This window comes from Burkholderia sp. JP2-270, assembly GCF_003233675.1.
Lineage (GTDB): Bacteria > Pseudomonadota > Gammaproteobacteria > Burkholderiales > Burkholderiaceae > Burkholderia > Burkholderia pyrrocinia_C.
Genome location: NZ_CP029825.1, coordinates 3,159,354 through 3,179,003, shown reverse-complemented (window position 1 = coordinate 3,179,003; position 19,650 = coordinate 3,159,354). Strand labels below are relative to the sequence as shown.

Genomic DNA, 19,650 nt, shown 5'->3' with positions numbered 1-19,650 from the left:
TGTTTTTCACGCGGCCTGCGCCGCTGCCGCGCCGCGCAGCGCGGCCAGTGCGTCGAGCCGCTCGCCGGCTTCCGCGACGATCCGCCCGATCAGCACGTCGCACGATTCGATCGCGCCGATCATCGCCGCCGCCTGGCCGCTCGGCAGCACGCCTTCGTCCGGGCGGCCGTCGACGATCGCCCGCTGGATCAGGAACGGCGCGTTCGCGGCCATCAGCGTCTGGCTGGCCGTGTAGTCGTTCGAGCGCAGTGCCTTGATCGCGAGGCCGAGCATGTCGCCCGTGCGCAGCCCGTTCTGGCGCCGCCACGCTTCGGCCGTCTTCAGCGCGAACAGCGTGCGGCGCAGCGGGCCGAAGCGTTCGAGCTTCAGCAGATACGGGTTGTCGATCATCCGTTGCGGCAGCCCGTCGAGCGCATCCGACACGCGGATGCGCGCCGGGTCGCCGACCGCGACATAACGTTCGAGCGTCTCGCGCGGCACCGGCGATTCGGCGCTCATCAGGAAGCGCGTGCCCATCGCGATGCCGGCCGCACCGTACGCGAGCGCGGCGGCCAGCCCGCGCCCGTCGAAGAACCCGCCGGCCGCGACGACCGGCACCCGCACCGCATCGAGCACCTTCGGCAGCAGCAGCGTGGTCGGCACCGAGCCCGTGTGGCCGCCGCCTTCCGCGCCCTGCACCGTCACGATGTCCGCGCCGAGCTCGACGGCCTTCGCCGCATGCTTCGGCGCGCCGACGGTCGGCATGCAGACGATGCCGGCATCCTTGAAGCGGCGGATCGTCTTCGCGTCGGGCCCGCGGCCATAGCTGACCGCGCGCAGCCGGTGCTCGATCGCGAGATCGACCACCTGCGCGGCGTTCTTCTGGAACATGTGGAAGTTGATGCCGAACGGCTGGTCCGTCAGCGACTTCACCTTCAGGATCTCGGCCTCGACCTGCTCGGGCTCGAGCGTCGCGCCGGCCAGGAAGCCGAAGCCGCCCGCATTGGAGGTGGCCGCGACGAGCCGCGCGTCGGCCACCCAGCCCATCGCGGTCTGCACGATCGGATAGCGGCAGCCGAGCAGATCGCAGAGCGGCGTATGCAGCGGGCCATGAAGCTGGCTGTGAAGCGTCGTGCTCATGCTGCGGCTCCGTCGACGGCGACCGGTGCCGGCGCGTCGCCGCGATCTGCGCCGTGCGGCTGGCGCTGCGAGCTGGCCATGCTGCGCGCGTCGTAGCCGCCGAGGCGATCGCCGCTGACGAGCTCGTTGTGCGCATGCGCGAAGTGATGCCATGCGAACGCCGCATCCATCGCCGCGCGCTTGCCCTGCAGCTCCTCGACGTGGTTCAGCGCCTGCTTGGTCAGCGTGAGCCCGAGGCGCGGCATCGTCGCGATCTTCGCGGCGATCGCGTAGGTCGCGTCGCGCAGCCGCTCGCGCGGCACCACGCGGTTGACCATCCCCATCTGGTAAGCGCGCTCGGCCGGCATCCGCTCGCCGAGGAACAGGAACTCCTTCGCGATGCGCGGGTTCAGCTCGTACGCATGCGCGAAATACTCGACGCCCGGAATCCCCATCCGCACGACCGGATCGGCGAAAAACGCATCCTCCGACGCGACGATCAGGTCGCACACCCACGCGAGCATCAGCCCGCCCGCGATGCATGCGCCGTGCACCATCGCGATCGTCGGCTTCGGCAGGTCGCGCCAGCGCCGGCACATCCCGAGGTACACCTCCTGCTCGCGCGCATAGAGGAATTCGCCGCCTTCCTTGTCGACGTGGTCGTACCACAGCGACGCGCGCTCGAACGACTCGTGGATGTCGCGGCCCGGCGTGCCGATGTCGTGGCCCGCCGAGAAATGCTTGCCGGCGCCCGCGAGCACGATCGCCTTCACCGCGTCGTCGTGCGCCGCGCGCCGGAACGCCGCGTCGAGCGCATACGTCATCTTCGAGTTCTGCGCGTTGTGATATTCGGGGCGGTTCATCGTGATCGTCGCGATGCCGCCGTCGACCGCGTAGCCGACGACACCGTCGCCGAACGTCGCGTGGGTCGCTTCCATATCGGACCTCATTCCCGGCGCGGCGCCGGATTGTTGCGCACGATCGCCGCGCGCAGGTTGTGCGGATCGAGCGCGCGCACGATGCGCAGGTCGTCCGCATTCGGCGCGGCCGTCGTGCCGAGTTCCGGATGCGCGATCAGCGGGAAGCCGGTTGCGTCCTGCACCTCGTCGAAGCTCACGCCCGGATGCAGCGAGCGCACGCGGATCGCGTGGTCGGGGCCGCCAAAATCCATCACGCACAGGTCGGTGACGATGCTGCGCAGGTCGACGAAGGTCTTCATCCCGGGCAGCCGGCGCGCCGGGTTGTAGCCGACCGTGCACACCATGTCGACTTCGCCCGCGACGAACGTGCGCTTGCCGTGGCCGCTGACGAAAAACGAGTTCGCGTGGTTCGTCGAATTGCCGGGGAAGCCGCGTGCGCCGAGCAGCTGGGTCTTCGGATGCGTGTAGTCGTCGCCGAGCCACGAGATGTTGGCCTGGCCGAAGCGGTCGATCTGCGTCGGCATCACGAGCGCATGGCGGCGGCCGTGCCACAGGCAGTCGAACACGCGTTCGTACGTCATCCAGCCGCTCGCCTTCACGCGATAGCCGTCGGGGCGCGGGCCGAGCGACACCGGCTCCTCGACGAGATACGCTTCGCCGTCGGTCAGCATCAGTCCGTTGTTGTATGCGAGCCGCGCGAGGCCGGCCGCGAGCCGCGGACCTGTGCCGATGCCGGTCGCCAGCACTTCGCCGTCGTCGCGCCAGAGTCGCGCGGACGCGACGATCATCAGTTCCGCGAGGGAATGGTCGAGAGATTCGCTCACAGGCGCTCCTTTACAGAATCGGCAACGGCAGCGTCGTCACATGCGGCAGGCCGCCGACGCCTTCGAGGTACTGGCGTTCGTCCCGGCCGACCACGTCGCGCAGGTACGCCGCCGTTTTCGCGTCGTCTTCCGCGCTCGCGCAGTACGCGCGCAGGTGCGGCAGGTCCCAGCCGTAGGCCGGCCCGCACGACGTCGGGTGCGCGCCGCCCGGCGCGTGCACGACGCCCGTAACGAGCGAGCGCTCGAACGGGTTGCGTTTCGCGGCGTCGAGGTCTTCTGTCGCGATCGACGCGCCGACCGCTTCGACTGTTTCCGCCGACACGTAGCAGCGCTGCGCGGCACGCGCCATCCATCCGTCGAAGAACGGATCGGGGCCGTCGATGCGCGTGTTGCCCATCCGGTCGGCCGCGTTCACGTGCAGCAGCGCGGCGTCGAGCGCGATCGCCGGCATCGCCAGCAGCGTCTCGCCGTCGTCGTACGGCGAGCTCACCGTGCGCAGTTCGGGTGCGTGATCGAGCAGCGCGGTGCCGAGGCCCGCACGCGTCGGCAGGAACGGCAGGCGCGCGGCGGCCGCGCGCAGGCCGAGCTGCAGCATTCCTTCGTCGAGCTCGAGCACGTCGATGCGGCCCTGTTCACGCGCACGGCGAAAATGCGGTTCGAGCGGAATCACGTCGAGCGACACGAAGCCGAACACCACCTTGCGCACCTTGCCCGCCGCACACAGCAGGCCGACATCGGCGCCGCCGTACGCGACGATCGTCAGGTCCTTCAGGTTCGAGCGCGCGAGTTCGCGCACCAGCGCCATCGGCTTGCGCCGCGGCCCCCATCCGCCGATGCCGATCGTCATGCCGTCGGCGAGTTGCGCGACCACGTCGCGCGCGGACATCGTCTTGTCGAGAGGTTTCATCGTCATCGTGCTGGCTTACCGGTATCCGATGCTGAAATCGTGGCCCCACTGGCTCACCTTGGTGGCCTCGAACACCGCGTGCTTCGACCAGTCGACCGTAAGGCCGCCGAAGCCGTATTCGAGATCGAAGCCGCCGGGGGTCTTCATGTAGAAAGAGATCATCTGGTCGTTGCAATGCCGGCCGAGCGTCGCGGACATCTTCACGTCGTGCGCGGCGACGCGATCGAGCGCGCGACCGACTTCGTCCATCGAGTCGACTTCGGCCATCACGTGCACGCAGCCCGACGGCACGGCCATCTCGAACAGCGCGACGCTGTGATGGCGCGCGTTGCGGCAGTGCATGAAATGGATGCGCTTTTCGGGTTCGGCAGGATCGGGCGTGAATTTCACGCGATAGATGTCGGACAGTTCGAAGCCGAGCACGCCGCGCACGAATGCGTCGGTCGCGTCGAACTGCGGCGCGGGCAGCACCGCGTGGCCGAGCCCCATGTCGCCGGTGACGAAACGCGCAACGCCCAGCGGCGACGCGAAGCGGCGGAAGTCGCAGCGCGCACCCCAGTACAGCTCGTGGCGGTTGCCGGACGGGTCCATGCACCACGCCATCGCCTGCACGCGGCGCAGCGCGGCTTCGTCGCGGGTAGCGCGCACCGGCTCGACGCCTGCACGCTGCAGCGCCGCAAGCGCGGCGTCGAACGCGGCGCCGTCGGGCAGTTCCCAGCCGGACGCGAAATAGCGGTCGGTCGAGCCGGGAACGATCACGTAGCGGAAATCGCGCTCGTCCATCTTCAGGTACAGCGCGCCGTCGGGTGCGTCGAGCGCCTGCATGCCCAGCACGTCTTCCGCGTAGCGGCGCCACGCATCGACGTGCGTCGCCTCGACGACGACATAGCCAAGCGCACGGACATCGATCATGTCGGCCTCCTCCTGGTTCAGAATCCGTTGTTCGTGAAAGGATTCTGGCCGGTCGGGGGTGGCGTTACATCGTCTGTTGGGACGAGAGGACGGGCGGGAAAAGGCGGGGGGTGCGGCGCGGGGTGCGTGCCGGAGGGAGATTCGGTGAGGAAATGCGGAATGTGCCGGATCGTTCAGACGCAGGCCGGAACAACGGCATGTTCGCGACACCCGCCGGTCCTGCGTAACGACGACCGTTCAGACGAGGCGACGCCGTATCGCTTCCGTTGCGCGTCGCGTGGCTCGGTGGGGTTCCACGTCCCGGTTCTCATCGTGCTGAACACGCCCACGGGAGCTGCCACGGGGCATGAGCCGGCCGCCGGCCGAATCATTTTCGCGCGACGGGTGACCGCCGCGGCGACGCTAGTCGAACGGGTTCAGCAGCCGGACGCCGGTGCGAGCGAAATCGTCGACATTACGCGTGACGACCGTGAGATCGTTGATCAGCGCGGTGGCCGCGATCAGTTTGTCGAGTTCGTGCGTCGGATCGGGCACGCGCAAATGCCCCCACATCTGGCTGATCTCGATATCGACCGGCAGGATGTTCGGCGCATAGCCGGACAGGACCGTCGCCATCCATGCTTCGAGCGCCGACGCCTGAGGGTGATCGCCGCGATGACGGATCAGGTCGACGCCGCGCCGAAGTTCCGCCACCGTCACGACGGACAGGTAAAGCGGGCTCGCGTCGGCCTCGGCCTGCCTGAAGAACGCCCGCACGCCGCGGTTGGTTCGCTTGCCCTTCCTGATTTCGCTGATGACGTTCGTATCAATCAAAAACACGCCTGACCTCGCCGGAATCCTGAACACGTTGGAAATCCGCGTCTTCGCCAACGTCGGGCATGCTCATCAGCACTTGCGCAAATGTCCTTCGCTTCGGCCGGCCGAGCGCATCGGCCAGAATGGCCCGATGTTCGGCCTCGGCACTCCTGCCATTTGCCGCAGCCTGCTCGCGCAGGCTCTGAACGATACTGTCATCCACGTTACGCACCAGAAGATTTGCCATAGGTCCCTCCATCCAGGTTGCTATCAATGATAGCGCCGTGACGGTGAATTGCAAGCATTGCTATCATCGTCATGACCGGACGGAAGACGGTGGTTGGCGTCGGCGAACAGCAACGGCCGGCATGAATCCAGCTGGCTCCCGCCGCTCGCCCGACACGTCGAACTGCTGTCCGCAAGGTAAGGCAGATCGGAACGACGGCAAAGACGGCCGAATGGCTATTCGCCGGTGGTCGGCCTGCGCAGGCACGCGCAGGCCCGCACGGAGCGGCTTCGTTCGCCGCCTTCGGATCGATCGCGCAACGCAGCAGCCCCCACTCGTCCGGCCGGGAGTTCCGGATCGCAGGCAATTGTTGCCACACTCTTGTCGGCAAATATCGGCAATACCTCGGTCCGCACGTACAACGACAACTCGACCGCTCAGAACCGATACGAAATCCCGATCTGCAAGACCGGATACCACCGATAGCGCGACATCACCCGCCGCAGTTCGTCCAGCCCGTTCGCGACAAGGATCTGGCTCTTCGCCGGCCCGGCCGCAGCAGCCAACTCCGGCGACAGCGTGTACGAACATCTCGGGATCCCGTAGGCGACGCCGACGTCGGCGACGAATCCCAGCCCTTTTGACGCCGGCCGGTGCCCGTAGCCGATCCCGACATACGGCATCACGGTCGGATAGCGCGCTTCCGCGACCGCATACATCCCCGGCAACGCCGGAAAGCGCTTGCCGCCGAACACGTAAGTACCGTTGGTCGGCACCGATACGCCGCGCAGCTCGTCGTCGTTGAAACGCAGCCCGATCGTCGCTCGGAAGCCGCTGCCCCGCCACGGAAAGATATCCGCGTACAAACCTCCCTGGCGCAGCTTCAGGTCGTCCTGATAGCGGTTGCCGCCGACCGTGAAGTCGTGCGAAAGATCGATCGCATTGAAATCCGCATGTGCGCCCAGCATCGAATTGAAGCTCACGGCCGCACCGATGCCGACGCCCTGCGTGCCGCCCTGCAGGTAGATCTCCTGCGCGTGCGCACTCGCGGCAAACATCACCGCGACCGCTGCCCATTGATTCACCGTCGTTTTCACGGGCGCCTCCCCCGACATGTGCCGGGCGCGCCGCCCCGACGCATGCGGCCTGAGTCGCAATGCGCGGTACGAACCCCGGCACGACACCTTGCAAGCAAGCTTGCTGTTCGACGGACCGGGAACGCGTTGCCCCGTGCGCATGACCGATACGACATGCGCGGCGCCCGCGACCCGATCCGATTCCCCGTTTGTTTCGATGTCGTTGCATGCCGCCGACGCGCTCATCGTTCTCGCGAAATTCGTTTGCGCCAGCGGCACCGGGTCAACCGCAAAGCGCATGCCATGCGGTGCAAACCGAAGCGCGAAAAGCGTCACCGCCAGGCCCGGGTGGTCACGCGGGTCGTAATCGTGGGGAAATGTTTCAGGAACGTATCCGTATTCGGCGGGCAAGGCCGGAACACGCGATTTGCCGTATCTCGCATCGAGATCGAAACGCATGCCGAACGAGGCTGAACGGCCGTCAGCGCATGCAAGACGCCGTTACGGTCAATCGAGTAACGCGAAATACATTGAAGAAACGTTGCAGAAGTGTGACCTCGCGCCGGGCGCGAGCGATGCCGATGCGCAATCGTGCGTGACGAGGCAGGGTGAATACCGATGCGTGCGCATGCATTTTGTTCGTGTCCGCACGGAAGCGATACGCGAGCCGACCGGCATATCGGCCCGCGTTGTCGATGCTCCGAAGAAGGGAGCAAGGTGGGGAATGTCAGCGTCCGGGGCAACCGCCAAACAAGCGCTAGCGCGATCGCCCGAACGGGAGGTATCCGGAATTTCGTGTGTGAGGCGAGTTAGGACTCAGATTCCGATGTTGAATCGATCTGGATAAAGCAGCGCAAACTGCGTCATCGCGCTTTTCCAATCGTGCCGGGAGCCGGTCCACTTGGCAGCGACGTTGCGCAGTGCCAGCCAGATCAGCTTGAGCGCGGCCTCGTCCGACGGGTAGCCCACCGCAACCGGCACGCCGGCGCGCGCAAACTCGAGCGCAACGCCCTGCCCGATTCCGCCGCTGCCGCCGAACACCAGCACCGCGCCCGGCGGAAATCCGTTGTCGTTCATGTGCTCATCCCGTTCATGTGTCGCGGCAGCGCTCATGCCGCCGCTTCGGTCCCCGCGCGCAGCCGGTACTTCAGCACCTTGCCCGCCGCGCTCGTCGGCAGTTGCTCGACGAACGTGAAATACCGCGGCACCTTGTAGTTCGCCATATTGCGGCGTGCCCAGTCGTTCAGCTCGTCGGCGTCGGCGTGCGCGCCCGGCCGCAGCACGACATACGCGTGCCCGACCTCGCCGAGCCGCGTATCGGGCACGCCGACCAGCGCGACCTGCGCGATCGCCGGATGCGCGGCGAGCAGCCGCTCGATCTCCGCCGGATAACAATTGAAGCCGCCGACGATGAACATGTCCTTGATGCGATCGGTAATCTTCAGGTTGCCGTTCGCATCGACGCAGCCGAGGTCGCCCGTATGCAGCCAACCGTCCGCATCGACGATCTCGCGCGTCGCGTCCGGCTGGTTGAAGTAGCCGCGCATCACGTTGTAGCCGCGCACCCAGATCTCGCCGGTTTCGTCCGGCCCGAGCGGCTCGCCGCCCGGCCCCGCGATGCGCAGCTCGACGTCCGGCATCGGCCGTCCCGACGTGCAGGCGACGGTCTCCGCATCGTCGCCGTGCCTGCACAGCGTCGCGAAGCCGCACGATTCGGTAAGCCCATAGCCGGTCAGTACCGTCTCGAAGCCGAGCTCGGCACGCATCCGCTCGATCAGGCTCGGCGCGATCGCCGCCGCGCCCGTCACCGCGATCCGCAGCGACGACAGGTCGCGCGTCGCGCGATCGGGCGCGTCGAGCAACGCGTAGTACAGCGTCGGCGGGCCGGGCAGCACCGACACGCGATCGTCGGCGACGCGCCGCAGCACGTCGGCCGGCTGGAACACGAGATGCGGCAGCACGGTCGCGCCGCTCGACAGCGCGGCGAGCCAGCCGGCCTTGTAGCCGAACGTGTGGAAGAACGGATTGACGATCAGGTAGCGGTCGTCGTGGCTTACACCCGCGATCGCCGCCCACGCCCGAGCGGCGCGCAGGTTCTGGCCGTGCGCAGTCATCACGCCTTTCGGGCGACCCGTCGTGCCGGACGTGAACATCAGGTCCATCACGGTGTCGGGCGTGACCTGTGCCTCGCGCTCGCGCACCGCTGCCAGCGGCACCGTTGCGCCGCGCGCGAGGAAGGCGTTCCAGGTCTCGTCGCGCGCACCGGACGCCGGCTCGCCGTCGAACACGACGACGCGCTCGAGCGTCGCGGGCCGGTGCGGCGCGAGCATCGCCGGATAGGATTCGCCGAGGAAGGTGTCGCAGCAGAACAGCAGCCGCGCGCCGCCGTCGTGCAGGATGCCGCCGACCTCCATCCCCTTCATCCGCGTATTGACCGGCACGAGGATCGCGCCGACAGTGTGGATCGCGAGCGCCGCGACGATCCATAGCGGCAGGTTCGGCGCCCAGACCGCGATGCGGTCGCCGGCGTCGATGCCGCTTGCCAGCAGCGCGCGGGCCGCGTCGACGCGGGCCGCGTCGAGTTCCGCGTAGGTCAGCCGGCCATGCTCCGACTCGATCGCCGGATGCGCGCCGTGGCGCGCGGCAGCCCGCGCGATCAGCGCGGGCGTGGTCAGGATTTCATTGTCCATCGTCATAGGCATCAGGGTTGCCGTGCGCGCCGCACGGCTCAGTCGGGAAACACCACGCGCAGCGCATCGCTCGCGGGTCGCGCGCAACAGGCGAGCGTCCAGCCGGCTGCGATCTCGTCGTCGTCGAGCACGTGGTTGCTGTCGAGCGCGACCTCGCCGCGCTCGATCCGGCACATGCACGCGCCGCATTGCCCCATCCGGCAGGAATTCGGCGCCGGCACGCCCGCGCGCAGCATCGCGTCGAGCAGCGTTTCGCCGGGCGCGCTGTCGAACGCGAACGCGTCGCCGTCGAGCACCGTCTCGATCGCCGCGCCGTCGCCGGGCACGGCCGCAGCCGCTGCCGACGCCGCGGTATCGGCCTGCGCCGGCGCATCGGGCAGCGACGCGAACCGCTCGACATGCACGCGTGCACGCGGCAGCCCGAGGCCGAGCATCGCGGCCAGCGCGTTCTCCATGAACATTGCCGGCCCGCAGATGAACGTCTCCTGCCGGCTGAACGGCCGCGCGAGCTCCTCGAGATGGCGCTGCTGCGGGATGCCCTGCACGCTGTCGAGCCAGTGGATCACGCGCACGCGGCCCGGATGCCGCTGCGCGAGCTGCTGCAGCTCGTCGCGGAAAATCACCGAGCGTTCATCGCGATTCGCATAGATCAGCGTCAGCATTCCGCGCCCGTGCACGAGCGCCGATTTCAGGATCGACAGCACGGGCGTAATGCCGCTGCCGCCCGCGAACAGCAGCAGGTCGCCGTCGAGCCTGCGCGGCGTGAACACGCCGGCCGGCGGCAGCACGTCGAGCGTGTCGCCCGCATGCACGTGGTCGCACAGCCAGTTCGACGCGCGGCCGTCGCGCACGCGCTTGACGGTGATCTTCGGCGCGGCGTCGATGCCGGACGCGCTCGACAGCGAATAGCAGCGCGCGACGGCCGCATCGGCGCACGGCACGTTCAGCGTCAGGAACTGCCCGGGCCGGTACGCGAATGCGTCGCGCAACGCGGCCGGTACATCGAATACGAACGAGCACGCGTCGTCGCTTTCGGAAATCACTTCGGCAACGGTCAGCCGGTGGAAGCGTGAATCGCTCATCGCCGGCTCCTCATGCTGTGCCGGCTTCATGCGGCGCGCGTTCGTCGCGCCCGGCGACGGCCTGCGCTCCGTTCTCCGCCAGCGCCCGCGCGACGCACGCGAACGTGTTCAGCACATGCGATGCCGCGCCGCCGAGCGCGCGCACGATCTCGTGTGCGACCGATGCGCCGGCATCGCGCCGGGCCTCGTCAACGTTCGCGGTCTTGCCGTTCAGTCTGCGTGTCATGGATCGTCTCTTGCGGATGCTGGAAAACCCGTGCGGCCGTCACGCGGCCACGCGGCTCACGGGCGCGCCGGGCATCGTATAGGCACCGTCGAGATAGACGAGCGGATCGACGTCGCCGCTCATCAGCACCTCGCGGATACGCCCGATGAACACCGTATGCGTGCCGTATTCGAAGCGGCCGTCCTGTTCGCACACGAGGCTCGCCTGCGAGTCGCGCAGATACGGCACGCCGTGCGGCGACGTGTGCCAGTCGCCGGTCGTGAAGCGCGCTTCGCCCTTCAGGCGGCCGCTGCAGTCGATCGCGATACCCTCGTGGCGCGCCGACAGCACGTTCACGCAGAACGGCGCGCCCGCATCGAGCGGCGGATACAGCGACGCGCTGCGGTTGATGCAGATCAGCAGCGAAGGCGGATCGGTCGACAGCGAATCGACCGCCGTCGCGGACATCGAGTAGCGCCGGCCGTCGTACGCGCTGCTGATGACCGTGACGGAGCGCGCGAGTCGGCGCATCGCGAGCAGCATGTCGGTGCGCAGCGGATGGGTGGTGAGATCGCTCATGGTCGTGCTCCGTCAAGTTCATTCGTGGATGGCCGGACCGGCCGGCCGCCGTCGTCGACCGCCTGCGCGGCCAGGTGGTCGGCGGCGATGAAACCGAAAGTCATCGCCGGGCCGAGCGTCGAGCCCGCGCCGGGGTAGCTCGCGCCCATCATCGATGCGCTGGTGTTGCCGATGGCATAGAGGCCGGCGATCGGCTCGCCGTCGGCGCGCAGCACGCGGGCCAGCACATCGGTGACGAGCCCGCCCTTCGTGCCGATGTCGCCCGCGTCGATCCGCACCGCGTAGAACGGCGCCTGGTCGACCGGCCCAACGCACGGGTTCGGCGTGTTTTGCGGATCGCCGTAGTAAGTGTCGAACGCGTTGTCGCCCTTGCCGAACGCTTCGTCGATGCCGGTGACCGCGTAGCGCGCCATGTCGCGCAGCGTGTCGCGCAGCCCGGCCGCGTCGACGCCGATCCGCGCGGCGAGCGCATCGATCGTGTCGGCCTTCGCGAGCACGTCGCGGAACGCTTTCGGAATCCGCGCATCGGGCATCATCGACGCCGGCATGATCGGCCCGCACGGATACTTGCGGCGAAAGCGCGCGTCGAACACCATCCACGCGGGCACGCTCGCGCCGGTGCGCGCATGGTCGCGATACATCGCCGGCACGAATTCGGAATACGGCGCGGCCTCGTTGACGAAGCGCTTGCCGAGACGGTTGACGATCACGCAGCCCGGCAGGTTGCGTTCGACGAACAGCGCGCGCTGCTTTTCCTCCCCCGCGACGCCGACCGTCGGCGCGCCCCACACGTGCTCCATCAGCGCCAGCGCGCCGCCGAGCCGGTGGCCTTCGGCGATCGCATCGCCGGTGTTGGACGGCGGCGTCGCGCTCCACAGCGCCTGCGTCGGCTGCGGCAGGTAGCGTTCGCGCATCGGCTGGTTGCGCTCGAAGCCGCCCGCGCCGAGGATCACGCCGCGCCGCGCGGCGATCGTCACGGGCTGCCCGAAACGCTGCGCGCGCACGCCCGTCACGCGGCCGTCCACATCGAGCAGGTCGAGCATCGGCGTATCGAGCCACACGGGCACGTTGCGCTCGAGCAGCGCGCGGCGCAGCCCGCCGATCAGCGCGTTGCCGAGCGTCAGGCGCCGGTCGCGCCGCGTGCGGCGGCGCATGCCGAGATCGAGCCAGTAGCGGCCGAACTGCGCGATCGCAAGCTTCATGAAGCCGGGCCCGCGCGAGAACAGTGTATGCGCCTCCTTCGACGTCACCGCCACGCGCCCGCCGATCAGCGTGCCGGGCGACGGCGGCCGCAGCCGGTCTAATTCATCGCCGAGCAGCCCGCCGTCGAACGGCAGCGGATCGAGCGCGCGATAGCCCGGCATCGCGCCCGGCAGCTTCTGGAAATAGTCCGCGTACTTGGGCAGCGACTGGTAACGCACGGGCGTCTTCGATTCCAGGTAGCGCAGCATCTCCGGCGCCTGGTCGAGATACGCGTCGAGCTTGTCGGGCGTCGACAAGCCGGCCGTGCACGTGTCCAGATAACGGCGCGCGGCCTCGCGCGAATCGGTCGCGCCGAGTTCGGCGATATGGTGGTTGCACGGCACCCAGATACCGCCGCCCGACACGGCCGACGTGCCGCCGTATAGCGCCGTCTTCTCGATCACGACGACGGACAGGCCGCGGTCGGCCGCGCGGCATGCGGCGAGCAGTGCGCCCGCGCCCGAACCGACGACCACCACGTCGAACACGTATCGCTGTGCTTGCGTGTCGTTCATCGCGGCCCCGTCAGATGAAGAAGTCGGTGTTCTCGCGGCCGAGCATCACGGCGCCGAGATTCTGGCCGAAGCGGTCCACGTTGTTCGCGTAGTGCGCGCGGGCCGCGTGCAGGTCGAGGAAGCGGCGCACCAGCGGATTGCGGTGATAGATGCCGTTGCCGCCCGCGTAGCGCAGCAGCGCGTTCGCGGCCTGCGCGCAGCGCTCGGCGACCTGCGCGGACTGGTAGCGGAAATGCACGCGGCGCTCGATCGACACGGCCGGGCCGCCGGTCACCGACGCCATCAGTTCCGCGAAATTGCGCCCGAGCAGCACCTTCATCTCGTCGATCGCGACGGCCGCATTCGCGCATGCGTTCTGCGCGCCCGGATCGTCGGCCGTCTTCGCGCCGCTGTTCGCGGACACCCGCGACGCCGCATAGCCGGTGAAATCGTCGAGCGCGCCCTGCAGCGCGCCGATGCACGACGTGCACACCGCGCGCACGAAGATCTGCGCGAACGGCAGCCTGAACAGCGACGCATCGTTCACGGCGAGGCCGGGGCTCGTGCCCATCATCCCGTCGATGGCCTTGTGCGTGCGGTACGCGGGCACGAACACGTCGTCGACGACGATGTCGTGGCTGCCCGTCGCGCGCAGGCCGAGCACGTCCCAGTCCTGCTCGATCCGGTAGTCGGATTTCGGCAGCAGGAAGGTCCGGTATTCGGGCGGCTGGCCGGCAACGGCTGCCGGCACCAGCGCGCCGAGGAATACCCATTCGCACAGCTCACTGCCGCTCGAGAACTTCCAGTGGCCCGACAGGCGGAAGCCGCCGTCGACCGGCGTCACGCGGCCGACCGGCATGTAGGTCGACGCGATCAGCGTCGCCGGGTCGTTGCCCCACACGTCCTGCTGCGCGCGCTCGTCGAACAGCGCGAGCTGCCAGTTGTGCACGCCGACGACGCCGTACACCCACGCGGTCGACATGCAACCGCGCGCGAGCGCCATCTGGATGTCGAAGAAGGTCTGCGGATCGAGCTCGTAGCCGCCGTAGCGCTTCGGCTGCAGCACCTTGAAGAAGCCGGCGGCCTGCATGTCGGCAATCGTGTCGGCCGGGATGCGGCCCTGCGCTTCCGCCTGCGCGGCGCGGCCGGCCAGCGTCGGCGCCAGTGCCTCGGCCCGGGCGATCAGCGAGGCGGCCAGTGCGTTCGAATCGTTGTCGCGATGCACGAATGTCTCCTGTGAAACGGGGCGTGCGCCGCGGCGCCTGCCCCGCTCTCGTTCATGGTTGTCCGGCGCGGCCTGGCCGCGGGCGATGCTCGCCGCCGTCGATGGTCGGCGTCGCGCGGCCGCGCCGCATCGTCCGAAGGGACGACGGGCGCGGCCCGCCTTACGCGCGGGCGCGTTCCTTCTCGTTGTTGAAGAACGGGATCACATGCTCGCCGATGTTGCGGATCGTCTCCATCTGCGCTTCGTGCGGCACCGTGCCCATCTGGCACAGGAACAGCACTTCGTCGACGCCGGCTTCCTGCAGGCGGCCGACATAGCCGATGCAGTCGTTCACCGTGCCGTACGCGTGGTTCGGGTTCATCATCGCGAGCGCCGGGTCGGCGAAGTTCACGACGACTTCCTCCGACGCGAAGCGCGAGCGGATCACCATCTCGCCGGTGTCGGCCTGCACGAGGTCGTCGCCCCACTTCGCCGGGTCCGGACGCTCGCCGCCCGTGTACCAGTACGCGAGCGATTCCATGAAGTAGCGCTGGCCGCGGATGCCGATCTTGCGGGCGGCCTGGCCGTCGGCCATCACGACCGTCGGGCACAGCGCGGCGAGGTGCTGGGTCGGGCGGAAGCCGACCTGGTCTTCCGGCTTGCGGTTCGCCCATGCTTCGCGGTAGATCGCGTTCTTCTTCGCGACTTCGTCCGGGCCGCCGAAACCGAGCACCAGCGCGCCCATCCCGCGCTGGCCGGCGCGCAGCAGCGCGTCGGTGTTCGTGCACGCGAGGTACATCGGCGGGTGCGGGTCCTGGAACGGCTTCGGGTGAATCGGGCGCTTCGGGATCTTGATGTACTTGCCGTCGTGCTCGATCTCGTCCTGCACGAACATCTTCGGCACGAGGTACATCGATTCGTCGATCATCGGCTGCAGTTCGTTGAGGTCGTAGCCGAACGCGCCGGCTTCCTGCTGGCTGCCGCCCTTGCCGACGCCGAAATGCACGCGGCCGCCCGACAGGATGTCGAGCAGCGCGACGCGCTCGGCGACCTTGATCGGGTGATTCATCGCCGGCGGCAGGCACACGACGCCGTGGCCCAGGCCGATTCGCGTGGTGCGGCCGGCCAGGTATGCAAGGAAGGTTTCCGGCGCGCTCATGTGCGCATAGTTGGTCAGCGACGTGTGCTCCACGCACCAGATCGTGTCGAAGCCGACCTGCTCGGCGAGCAACGCCTGTTCGACCGTCTCCTTGAACACCCGGTGGTCGCCCTCGCGCGACGCGTCGGTGGTCTGGGCTTCGTAGATGAGGGAAAACTTCATTGCGTGCGTCTCCATGTATGTTGGACGAGTCGGGGTCGTGCGGCCTGCCCGCACGATACGGACGAATAGCGACGGTCCACGAATGGGAGTGTCGGCGCGCGGACGGGCGCGGACATCGTCTGTTTGGAGTAACGGCATGCCTGCGGGGACAGAGGGGTTTTACGGTCATCCGATCGGACTGCGTGAGCACGCGACCGGCGCGCTAGCATCGACCGGCGGCGCGTTGCACGCCGCCCCCCCAAGACAAGGGAGAACCGGGATGAAGGTATCGATGCTGCTGTATCCGGTCGACGACATCGACACGGCATTGCCGCTGTTCGTCGACGGGCTGGGCCTGACCGTGAAGTTCCGCGACGGCGACCGCTATTGCGCGCTCGACGGCGGCCCGCTGACGATCGCGCTGGTCGCCGGCGACGAGCAGATCGTCGAGCGCGCGGCGCTCACGCTGCGCGTCGACGAGGACGACGACCTGTATGCGGCAATGGCGCGGGTCGTGAAGGCCGGCGCGTCAGTGCGCGTACCCGTGCAGGCCGGGCCGCACGAATACCGCGCGGTGCTGGAGGACAAGAACGGCGCGCTGCTCGTGATTTCGCAGAAACGGGCAGCATGACGATGCGCGGCGCGCGTGCAGGATGCGGGCGCATCACGCGTGGCAGGTGCGCCAAGGTGCGCTGCGCCGGACGGGATCGAGCATCGCGCACCGTCATCGGCTTCGTCGATGACGCTCAATGTCTTCAGGCAGCTTCCCGATGGCCACAGGAATCGGTACCATCGAGCGCTTGAAGACCGGCTGGCGCCGCGCGACCGTGCAACGGCGCCGCCCGCGCCCGGCCTTCGCACCGCCATTTCGCCATGTCCCGGGAACCCACACACTCCGCGCTGCTCTGGATCGTCGCCGCTGCGTTCTTCATGCAGTCGCTCGACACGACGATCGTCAACACCGCGCTGCCATCGATCGCGCAAAGCCTGCACGCGTCGCCGCTCGCGATGCAGCCCGTCGTGGTCGCCTACACGCTGATGATGGCGATGCTCACGCCGGCGTCCGGCTGGCTCGCCGACCGGTTCGGCACGCGCCGCGTGTTCTCGGTCGCCATTCTCGTGTTCGTGCTCGCGTCGATCGGCTGCGCGGCATCGCATACGCTCGGCCAGCTCGTCGTCGCGCGCGCCGTGCAGGGCATCGGCGGCTCGATGCTGCTGCCGATCGGGCGGCTCGCCGTGCTGCGCCGCGTGCCGGGCGAACAGTACGTCGCGGCGATCGCGTTCGTATCGATCGCCGGCCAGCTCGGCCCGATCGTCGGGCCGACGCTCGGCGGCTGGCTCACGCAGGCGATTTCATGGCACTGGGTGTTCATCGTCAACGTACCGGTCGGCGTGGTCGGCTTCATCGCGGTGCAGCGCTACCTGCCGCACGACCAGGCGAAACAGCCGCCGCCGTTCGACTTCATCGGCTGTGCGCTGCTGTCGGTCGCGATGATCGCGCTGTCGCTCGCAATCGACCCGCCGATGCCCGCGCATCGCGCCGCCTGGTCGGCCTGGCTCGCTGTGCTCGGCCTGGCGAGCGCGCTCGCATACGTGCCGCATGCGCGGCGGCGCGCGCAGCCGCTGTTCCGGCTCGGACTGTTCCGCGAGCCGAACTTCGGTTCGGGGCTGCTCGGCAACCTGCTGTGCCGGATCGGCACGAGCGCGGTGCCGTTCATGCTGCCGCTGCTGATGCAGGTGCGGCTCGGCTATACGCCGCTGCAGTCGGGGCTGATGATGCTGCCGGCCGCGATCGCGGGCGTCATCGCGAAACGCTGGATCGCGCCGCTCGTGAAGCGCTTCGGTTACGCGACGTTTCTGGTCGTGAATACGGGGATCGTCGGCTGTGCGATCGCGGGGTTCGCGCTGGTGTCGGTGCGGCCTGCGCCGGTGCTGGAGATCGTGCTGCTGATCGTGTTCGGCGCCGCGAACTCGATGCAGTTCGCGGCGATGAACGGCGTGACGCTGAAGGGGCTGTCGCATGCCGACGCCGGCAGCGGCAACAGCCTGTTCACGATGATGCAGATGCTGGCGATGGGGCTCGGCGTATCGATCGGCGGCGGGCTCGTGAACCTGTTCGCCGCCTGGTGGGGCTCGACGGGGCGCGGGTTCATGCTGTCGTTCGCGTGCATGGGCGCCGTTACGCTGCTGTCGTCCGTCGTGTTCCGGCGGATCGATACGGCAACGCCGCCAGCCGGTTCGGCAGCGCGATCGTCCGCGTGAGCGCGGCCGTCAGTTCGCCTGGCGGCGCTCGACGACGCGCTTGAGCACCCAGCGAATCGATGAACCGTCGGCCGGCGGCTGCGCGACGCGGTATTCGTCGACTTCGAGCGTGTACAGGTAACCGGGCTGGTACGCGAAGCCCTCGATGCCCGCGTACCACAGGCTCCACGGCTCACTCGGGCTGCTGCGCACCTGCAGGCATTCCATCGGTGCGACGCCCGTGCAGCGCGCGGATTGCGGCGCGACATGGACGGTCCTGGTCACCGGCCGGCCATCGGCCGGGCGGGCCGCGCTCGGGGCCGTGACGGCCGTGTCGGTCTGGCATCCGGCGAGGAGCGTGCTGCCGGCAATGACGGCCGCGCCGAGCAGCGCTCTGGAGTGGCGAAGCATCTGATGTTCCTCTGGAAGCGTTGGAGGGGCGGTTAGACGGACAGCGCGGCGGGAAAGTTTCCAGACAGCTTACAGACGGCGATTCGCCACCCTCGCTCGTGCGATATTGCGCGCGGCGACACGTTACCGTGTTCCGGTTCTCCGCATGACGATCGTGTACCATCGGCGCTTCCCGATACGCTTTGTCGCGCGGCCCACACAGCGCCCCCCGCTTCGCATGACCTCACCCGTTCCGTCCGGCGCCGCGCTGCGCCCGCTGCCGATCGATACGCTGACCGTGCCGGCCGCGCTCGACGGACGCGCGGGCACCAACCGCTCGGGCAGCGCGCATCCGCAGATCGCCGCGACCAACGATCTCGACGCCGTGCGCGCATGGCTCGCGCGCTTCGTCGATACGCCGACCACGTTCCAGAACTACCGCAAGGAAGCCGAGCGCCTGCTGCTGTGGGCCGTGATCGCGTGCGGCAAGCCGCTGTCGTCGCTCACGCACGAGGATCTCGTCATCTACCGGCAGTTCCTGCTCGCGCCCGCGCCGGCCGATGTGTGGTGCGCGAACGGCGGCCGCAAGCATCCGCGCGACGACCCGCGCTGGCGGCCGTTCTACGGGCCGCTGTCGGCGGCCAGCCAGCGGCAGGCGCTGGTGATCCTGAACGTGATGTTCTCGTGGCTCGTGCAGGCCGGCTACCTCGCCGGCAATCCGCTTGCGTTGTCGCGGCAGCGGCAGCGTCGTCCCGCGCCGCGCGTCACGCGCCATCTCGGGCAGCCGTTGTGGCAGTCGGTCAAGGACGCGATCGTCGCGATGCCGCGCGACGATGCGCGCGCGTGCTTCCATGCGGATCGCGCACGCTGGCTGTTCACGCTGCTGTATCTCGGCGGGCTGCGCATCACCGAAGCGGCCGATACGACGATGGGCCGGTTCTTCTGCCGGCGCGACGCGAACGGGCACGACCGCTGGTGGCTCGACGTCACGGGCAAAGGCGACCGGCAGCGGCTCGTGCCGGCCACCGACGAGATGATGGCCGAGCTGTCGCGCTACCGGCGAGCGCACGGGCTGCCCGCGCTGCCGTCTGACGGCGAGCCCACGCCGCTCGTGCTGCCGCTCGGCCAGGCGCGCAAGCCGCTCACGCGCGCGGCGCTGCACCGGATCGTGAAGCAGGTGTTCCGGCACGCGGCCGACCGGCTGCGCGCGAACGGCGCAGCCGGCGACGAACAGGCGCGCGTGCTCGAACAGGCGTCCGCGCACTGGCTGCGCCACAGCGCGGGCTCGCACATGGCCGACGGCCGCGTCGACCTGCGGCTCGTGCGCGACAACCTCGGCCACGTGTCGCTCACGACGACGAGCCAGTACCTGCATGCGGATGACGACTGGCGGCATCGCGAGACGGAGGAGAAGCACCGGATCGGGTGGTAGGCGATTCTCGCCAAACCATTGGCCGGGCGTCGT

At 68.7% G+C, this 19,650-nt stretch carries 19 protein-coding genes and 1 pseudogene; 3 read left to right on the top strand and 17 right to left on the bottom strand.

Features of this window, described 5'->3' with window-relative positions; translation table 11 throughout:
- Nucleotides 1-6: 6 nt before the first annotated feature.
- The 16 genes and pseudogenes from DM992_RS32525 to DM992_RS32440 all read right to left on the bottom strand — a co-directional run bounded on the left by DM992_RS32525 (nucleotide 7) and on the right by DM992_RS32440 (nucleotide 15,575).
- Complete coding sequence (locus DM992_RS32525; protein ID WP_111020194.1) at nucleotides 7-1,119, bottom strand: nitronate monooxygenase; 1,113 nt, start codon at nucleotides 1,117-1,119, stop codon at nucleotides 7-9.
- A complete protein-coding gene (locus DM992_RS32520) occupies nucleotides 1,116-2,036 on the bottom strand; it encodes an enoyl-CoA hydratase (RefSeq protein WP_111020193.1) in 921 nt (306 codons plus the stop codon). The genes DM992_RS32525 and DM992_RS32520 overlap by 4 nt, the downstream gene beginning before the upstream one ends.
- 8 nt (nucleotides 2,037-2,044) lie before the next feature.
- A complete protein-coding gene (locus DM992_RS32515; RefSeq protein WP_111020192.1) occupies nucleotides 2,045-2,842 on the bottom strand; it encodes a ketoacid CoA transferase in 798 nt (265 codons plus the stop codon).
- Between the two features lie 10 nt (nucleotides 2,843-2,852).
- Nucleotides 2,853-3,755: a CoA-transferase gene (locus DM992_RS32510; RefSeq protein ID WP_111020191.1), complete on the bottom strand. Its 903-nt coding sequence runs from the start codon at nucleotides 3,753-3,755 to the stop codon at nucleotides 2,853-2,855.
- Between the two features lie 9 nt (nucleotides 3,756-3,764).
- Complete coding sequence (locus tag DM992_RS32505) at nucleotides 3,765-4,661, bottom strand: VOC family protein (protein WP_111020190.1); 897 nt, start codon at nucleotides 4,659-4,661, stop codon at nucleotides 3,765-3,767.
- Nucleotides 4,662-5,063: 402 nt separating this feature from the next.
- Nucleotides 5,064-5,480 (bottom strand): type II toxin-antitoxin system VapC family toxin, encoded by a 417-nt coding sequence (locus tag DM992_RS32500; RefSeq protein WP_204356150.1) that lies wholly within the window; start codon nucleotides 5,478-5,480, stop codon nucleotides 5,064-5,066.
- Nucleotides 5,467-5,703, bottom strand: a complete 237-nt coding sequence (locus tag DM992_RS32495; protein ID WP_014899176.1) for a DNA-binding protein — start codon at nucleotides 5,701-5,703, stop codon at nucleotides 5,467-5,469. The genes DM992_RS32500 and DM992_RS32495 overlap by 14 nt, the downstream gene beginning before the upstream one ends.
- 416 nt (nucleotides 5,704-6,119) lie before the next feature.
- Nucleotides 6,120-6,797 carry a hypothetical protein gene (locus tag DM992_RS32490; protein ID WP_111020520.1) on the bottom strand — a complete coding sequence of 226 codons (678 nt, stop codon included), beginning with the start codon at nucleotides 6,795-6,797 and terminating at the stop codon, nucleotides 6,120-6,122.
- A gap of 777 nt (nucleotides 6,798-7,574) precedes the next feature.
- Nucleotides 7,575-7,721, bottom strand: a pseudogene (locus DM992_RS42450) (IS256 family transposase); the annotation flags it as partial.
- A 146-nt stretch (nucleotides 7,722-7,867) separates the two neighbouring features.
- Nucleotides 7,868-9,454 carry a FadD3 family acyl-CoA ligase gene (locus tag DM992_RS32475; protein ID WP_111020187.1) on the bottom strand — a complete coding sequence of 529 codons (1,587 nt, stop codon included), beginning with the start codon at nucleotides 9,452-9,454 and terminating at the stop codon, nucleotides 7,868-7,870.
- Nucleotides 9,455-9,486: 32 nt separating this feature from the next.
- A complete protein-coding gene (locus DM992_RS32470) occupies nucleotides 9,487-10,530 on the bottom strand; it encodes a ferredoxin--NADP reductase (RefSeq protein ID WP_111020186.1) in 1,044 nt (347 codons plus the stop codon).
- Between the two features lie 10 nt (nucleotides 10,531-10,540).
- Nucleotides 10,541-10,756, bottom strand: coding sequence for a hypothetical protein (locus DM992_RS32465; RefSeq protein ID WP_111020185.1), 216 nt, complete (start codon nucleotides 10,754-10,756; stop codon nucleotides 10,541-10,543).
- Between the two features lie 39 nt (nucleotides 10,757-10,795).
- A complete protein-coding gene (locus tag DM992_RS32460) occupies nucleotides 10,796-11,314 on the bottom strand; it encodes a flavin reductase family protein (protein ID WP_111020184.1) in 519 nt (172 codons plus the stop codon).
- The gene (locus DM992_RS32455; RefSeq protein ID WP_111020183.1) at nucleotides 11,311-13,071 is read right to left on the bottom strand and encodes an FAD-dependent oxidoreductase; all 1,761 of its coding nucleotides are present in this window, start codon (nucleotides 13,069-13,071) and stop codon (nucleotides 11,311-11,313) included. Before DM992_RS32455 ends, DM992_RS32460 begins: the two co-directional genes overlap by 4 nt.
- A gap of 10 nt (nucleotides 13,072-13,081) precedes the next feature.
- On the bottom strand, nucleotides 13,082-14,275 hold the full coding sequence (locus tag DM992_RS32450; RefSeq protein WP_111020182.1) for an acyl-CoA dehydrogenase family protein: 1,194 nt from the start codon (nucleotides 14,273-14,275) through the stop codon (nucleotides 13,082-13,084).
- Nucleotides 14,276-14,435: 160 nt separating this feature from the next.
- A complete protein-coding gene (locus DM992_RS32440) occupies nucleotides 14,436-15,575 on the bottom strand; it encodes an LLM class flavin-dependent oxidoreductase (protein WP_111020181.1) in 1,140 nt (379 codons plus the stop codon).
- A gap of 259 nt (nucleotides 15,576-15,834) precedes the next feature.
- On the opposite strand from DM992_RS32440, the gene DM992_RS32435 reads away from it, so the two are divergent.
- Together DM992_RS32435 and DM992_RS32430 are read left to right on the top strand one after the other, a co-directional pair.
- A complete protein-coding gene (locus DM992_RS32435) occupies nucleotides 15,835-16,185 on the top strand; it encodes a VOC family protein (RefSeq protein ID WP_111020180.1) in 351 nt (116 codons plus the stop codon).
- A 242-nt stretch (nucleotides 16,186-16,427) separates the two neighbouring features.
- The gene (locus DM992_RS32430; RefSeq protein WP_111020179.1) at nucleotides 16,428-17,816 is read left to right on the top strand and encodes a DHA2 family efflux MFS transporter permease subunit; all 1,389 of its coding nucleotides are present in this window, start codon (nucleotides 16,428-16,430) and stop codon (nucleotides 17,814-17,816) included.
- A 9-nt stretch (nucleotides 17,817-17,825) separates the two neighbouring features.
- Here the strand turns inward: DM992_RS32430 and DM992_RS32425 are convergent, their stop codons facing one another.
- Complete coding sequence (locus tag DM992_RS32425; RefSeq protein WP_111020178.1) at nucleotides 17,826-18,206, bottom strand: DUF4377 domain-containing protein; 381 nt, start codon at nucleotides 18,204-18,206, stop codon at nucleotides 17,826-17,828.
- Between the two features lie 217 nt (nucleotides 18,207-18,423).
- Between DM992_RS32425 and DM992_RS32420 the strand changes: the two genes are divergently transcribed.
- Complete coding sequence (locus DM992_RS32420) at nucleotides 18,424-19,617, top strand: tyrosine-type recombinase/integrase (RefSeq protein WP_111020177.1); 1,194 nt, start codon at nucleotides 18,424-18,426, stop codon at nucleotides 19,615-19,617.
- Nucleotides 19,618-19,650 lie beyond the last annotated feature (33 nt).

Coding starts and splice junctions, on each gene's coding strand:
- DM992_RS32420 (WP_111020177.1), top strand. CDS start 18,424: ATGACCTCACCCGTTCCGTCCGGCGCCGCGCTGCGCCCGCTGCCGATC.
- DM992_RS32425 (WP_111020178.1), bottom strand. CDS start 18,206: ATGCTTCGCCACTCCAGAGCGCTGCTCGGCGCGGCCGTCATTGCCGGC.
- DM992_RS32475 (WP_111020187.1), bottom strand. CDS start 9,454: ATGACGATGGACAATGAAATCCTGACCACGCCCGCGCTGATCGCGCGG.
- DM992_RS32525 (WP_111020194.1), bottom strand. CDS start 1,119: ATGAGCACGACGCTTCACAGCCAGCTTCATGGCCCGCTGCATACGCCG.
- DM992_RS32435 (WP_111020180.1), top strand. CDS start 15,835: ATGAAGGTATCGATGCTGCTGTATCCGGTCGACGACATCGACACGGCA.
- DM992_RS32470 (WP_111020186.1), bottom strand. CDS start 10,530: ATGAGCGATTCACGCTTCCACCGGCTGACCGTTGCCGAAGTGATTTCC.
- DM992_RS32455 (WP_111020183.1), bottom strand. CDS start 13,071: ATGAACGACACGCAAGCACAGCGATACGTGTTCGACGTGGTGGTCGTC.
- DM992_RS32505 (WP_111020190.1), bottom strand. CDS start 4,661: ATGATCGATGTCCGTGCGCTTGGCTATGTCGTCGTCGAGGCGACGCAC.
- DM992_RS32440 (WP_111020181.1), bottom strand. CDS start 15,575: ATGAAGTTTTCCCTCATCTACGAAGCCCAGACCACCGACGCGTCGCGC.
- DM992_RS32520 (WP_111020193.1), bottom strand. CDS start 2,036: ATGGAAGCGACCCACGCGACGTTCGGCGACGGTGTCGTCGGCTACGCG.
- DM992_RS32510 (WP_111020191.1), bottom strand. CDS start 3,755: ATGACGATGAAACCTCTCGACAAGACGATGTCCGCGCGCGACGTGGTC.
- DM992_RS32495 (WP_014899176.1), bottom strand. CDS start 5,703: ATGGCAAATCTTCTGGTGCGTAACGTGGATGACAGTATCGTTCAGAGC.
- DM992_RS32430 (WP_111020179.1), top strand. CDS start 16,428: ATGTCCCGGGAACCCACACACTCCGCGCTGCTCTGGATCGTCGCCGCT.
- DM992_RS32460 (WP_111020184.1), bottom strand. CDS start 11,314: ATGAGCGATCTCACCACCCATCCGCTGCGCACCGACATGCTGCTCGCG.
- DM992_RS32465 (WP_111020185.1), bottom strand. CDS start 10,756: ATGACACGCAGACTGAACGGCAAGACCGCGAACGTTGACGAGGCCCGG.
- DM992_RS32490 (WP_111020520.1), bottom strand. CDS start 6,797: ATGTCGGGGGAGGCGCCCGTGAAAACGACGGTGAATCAATGGGCAGCG.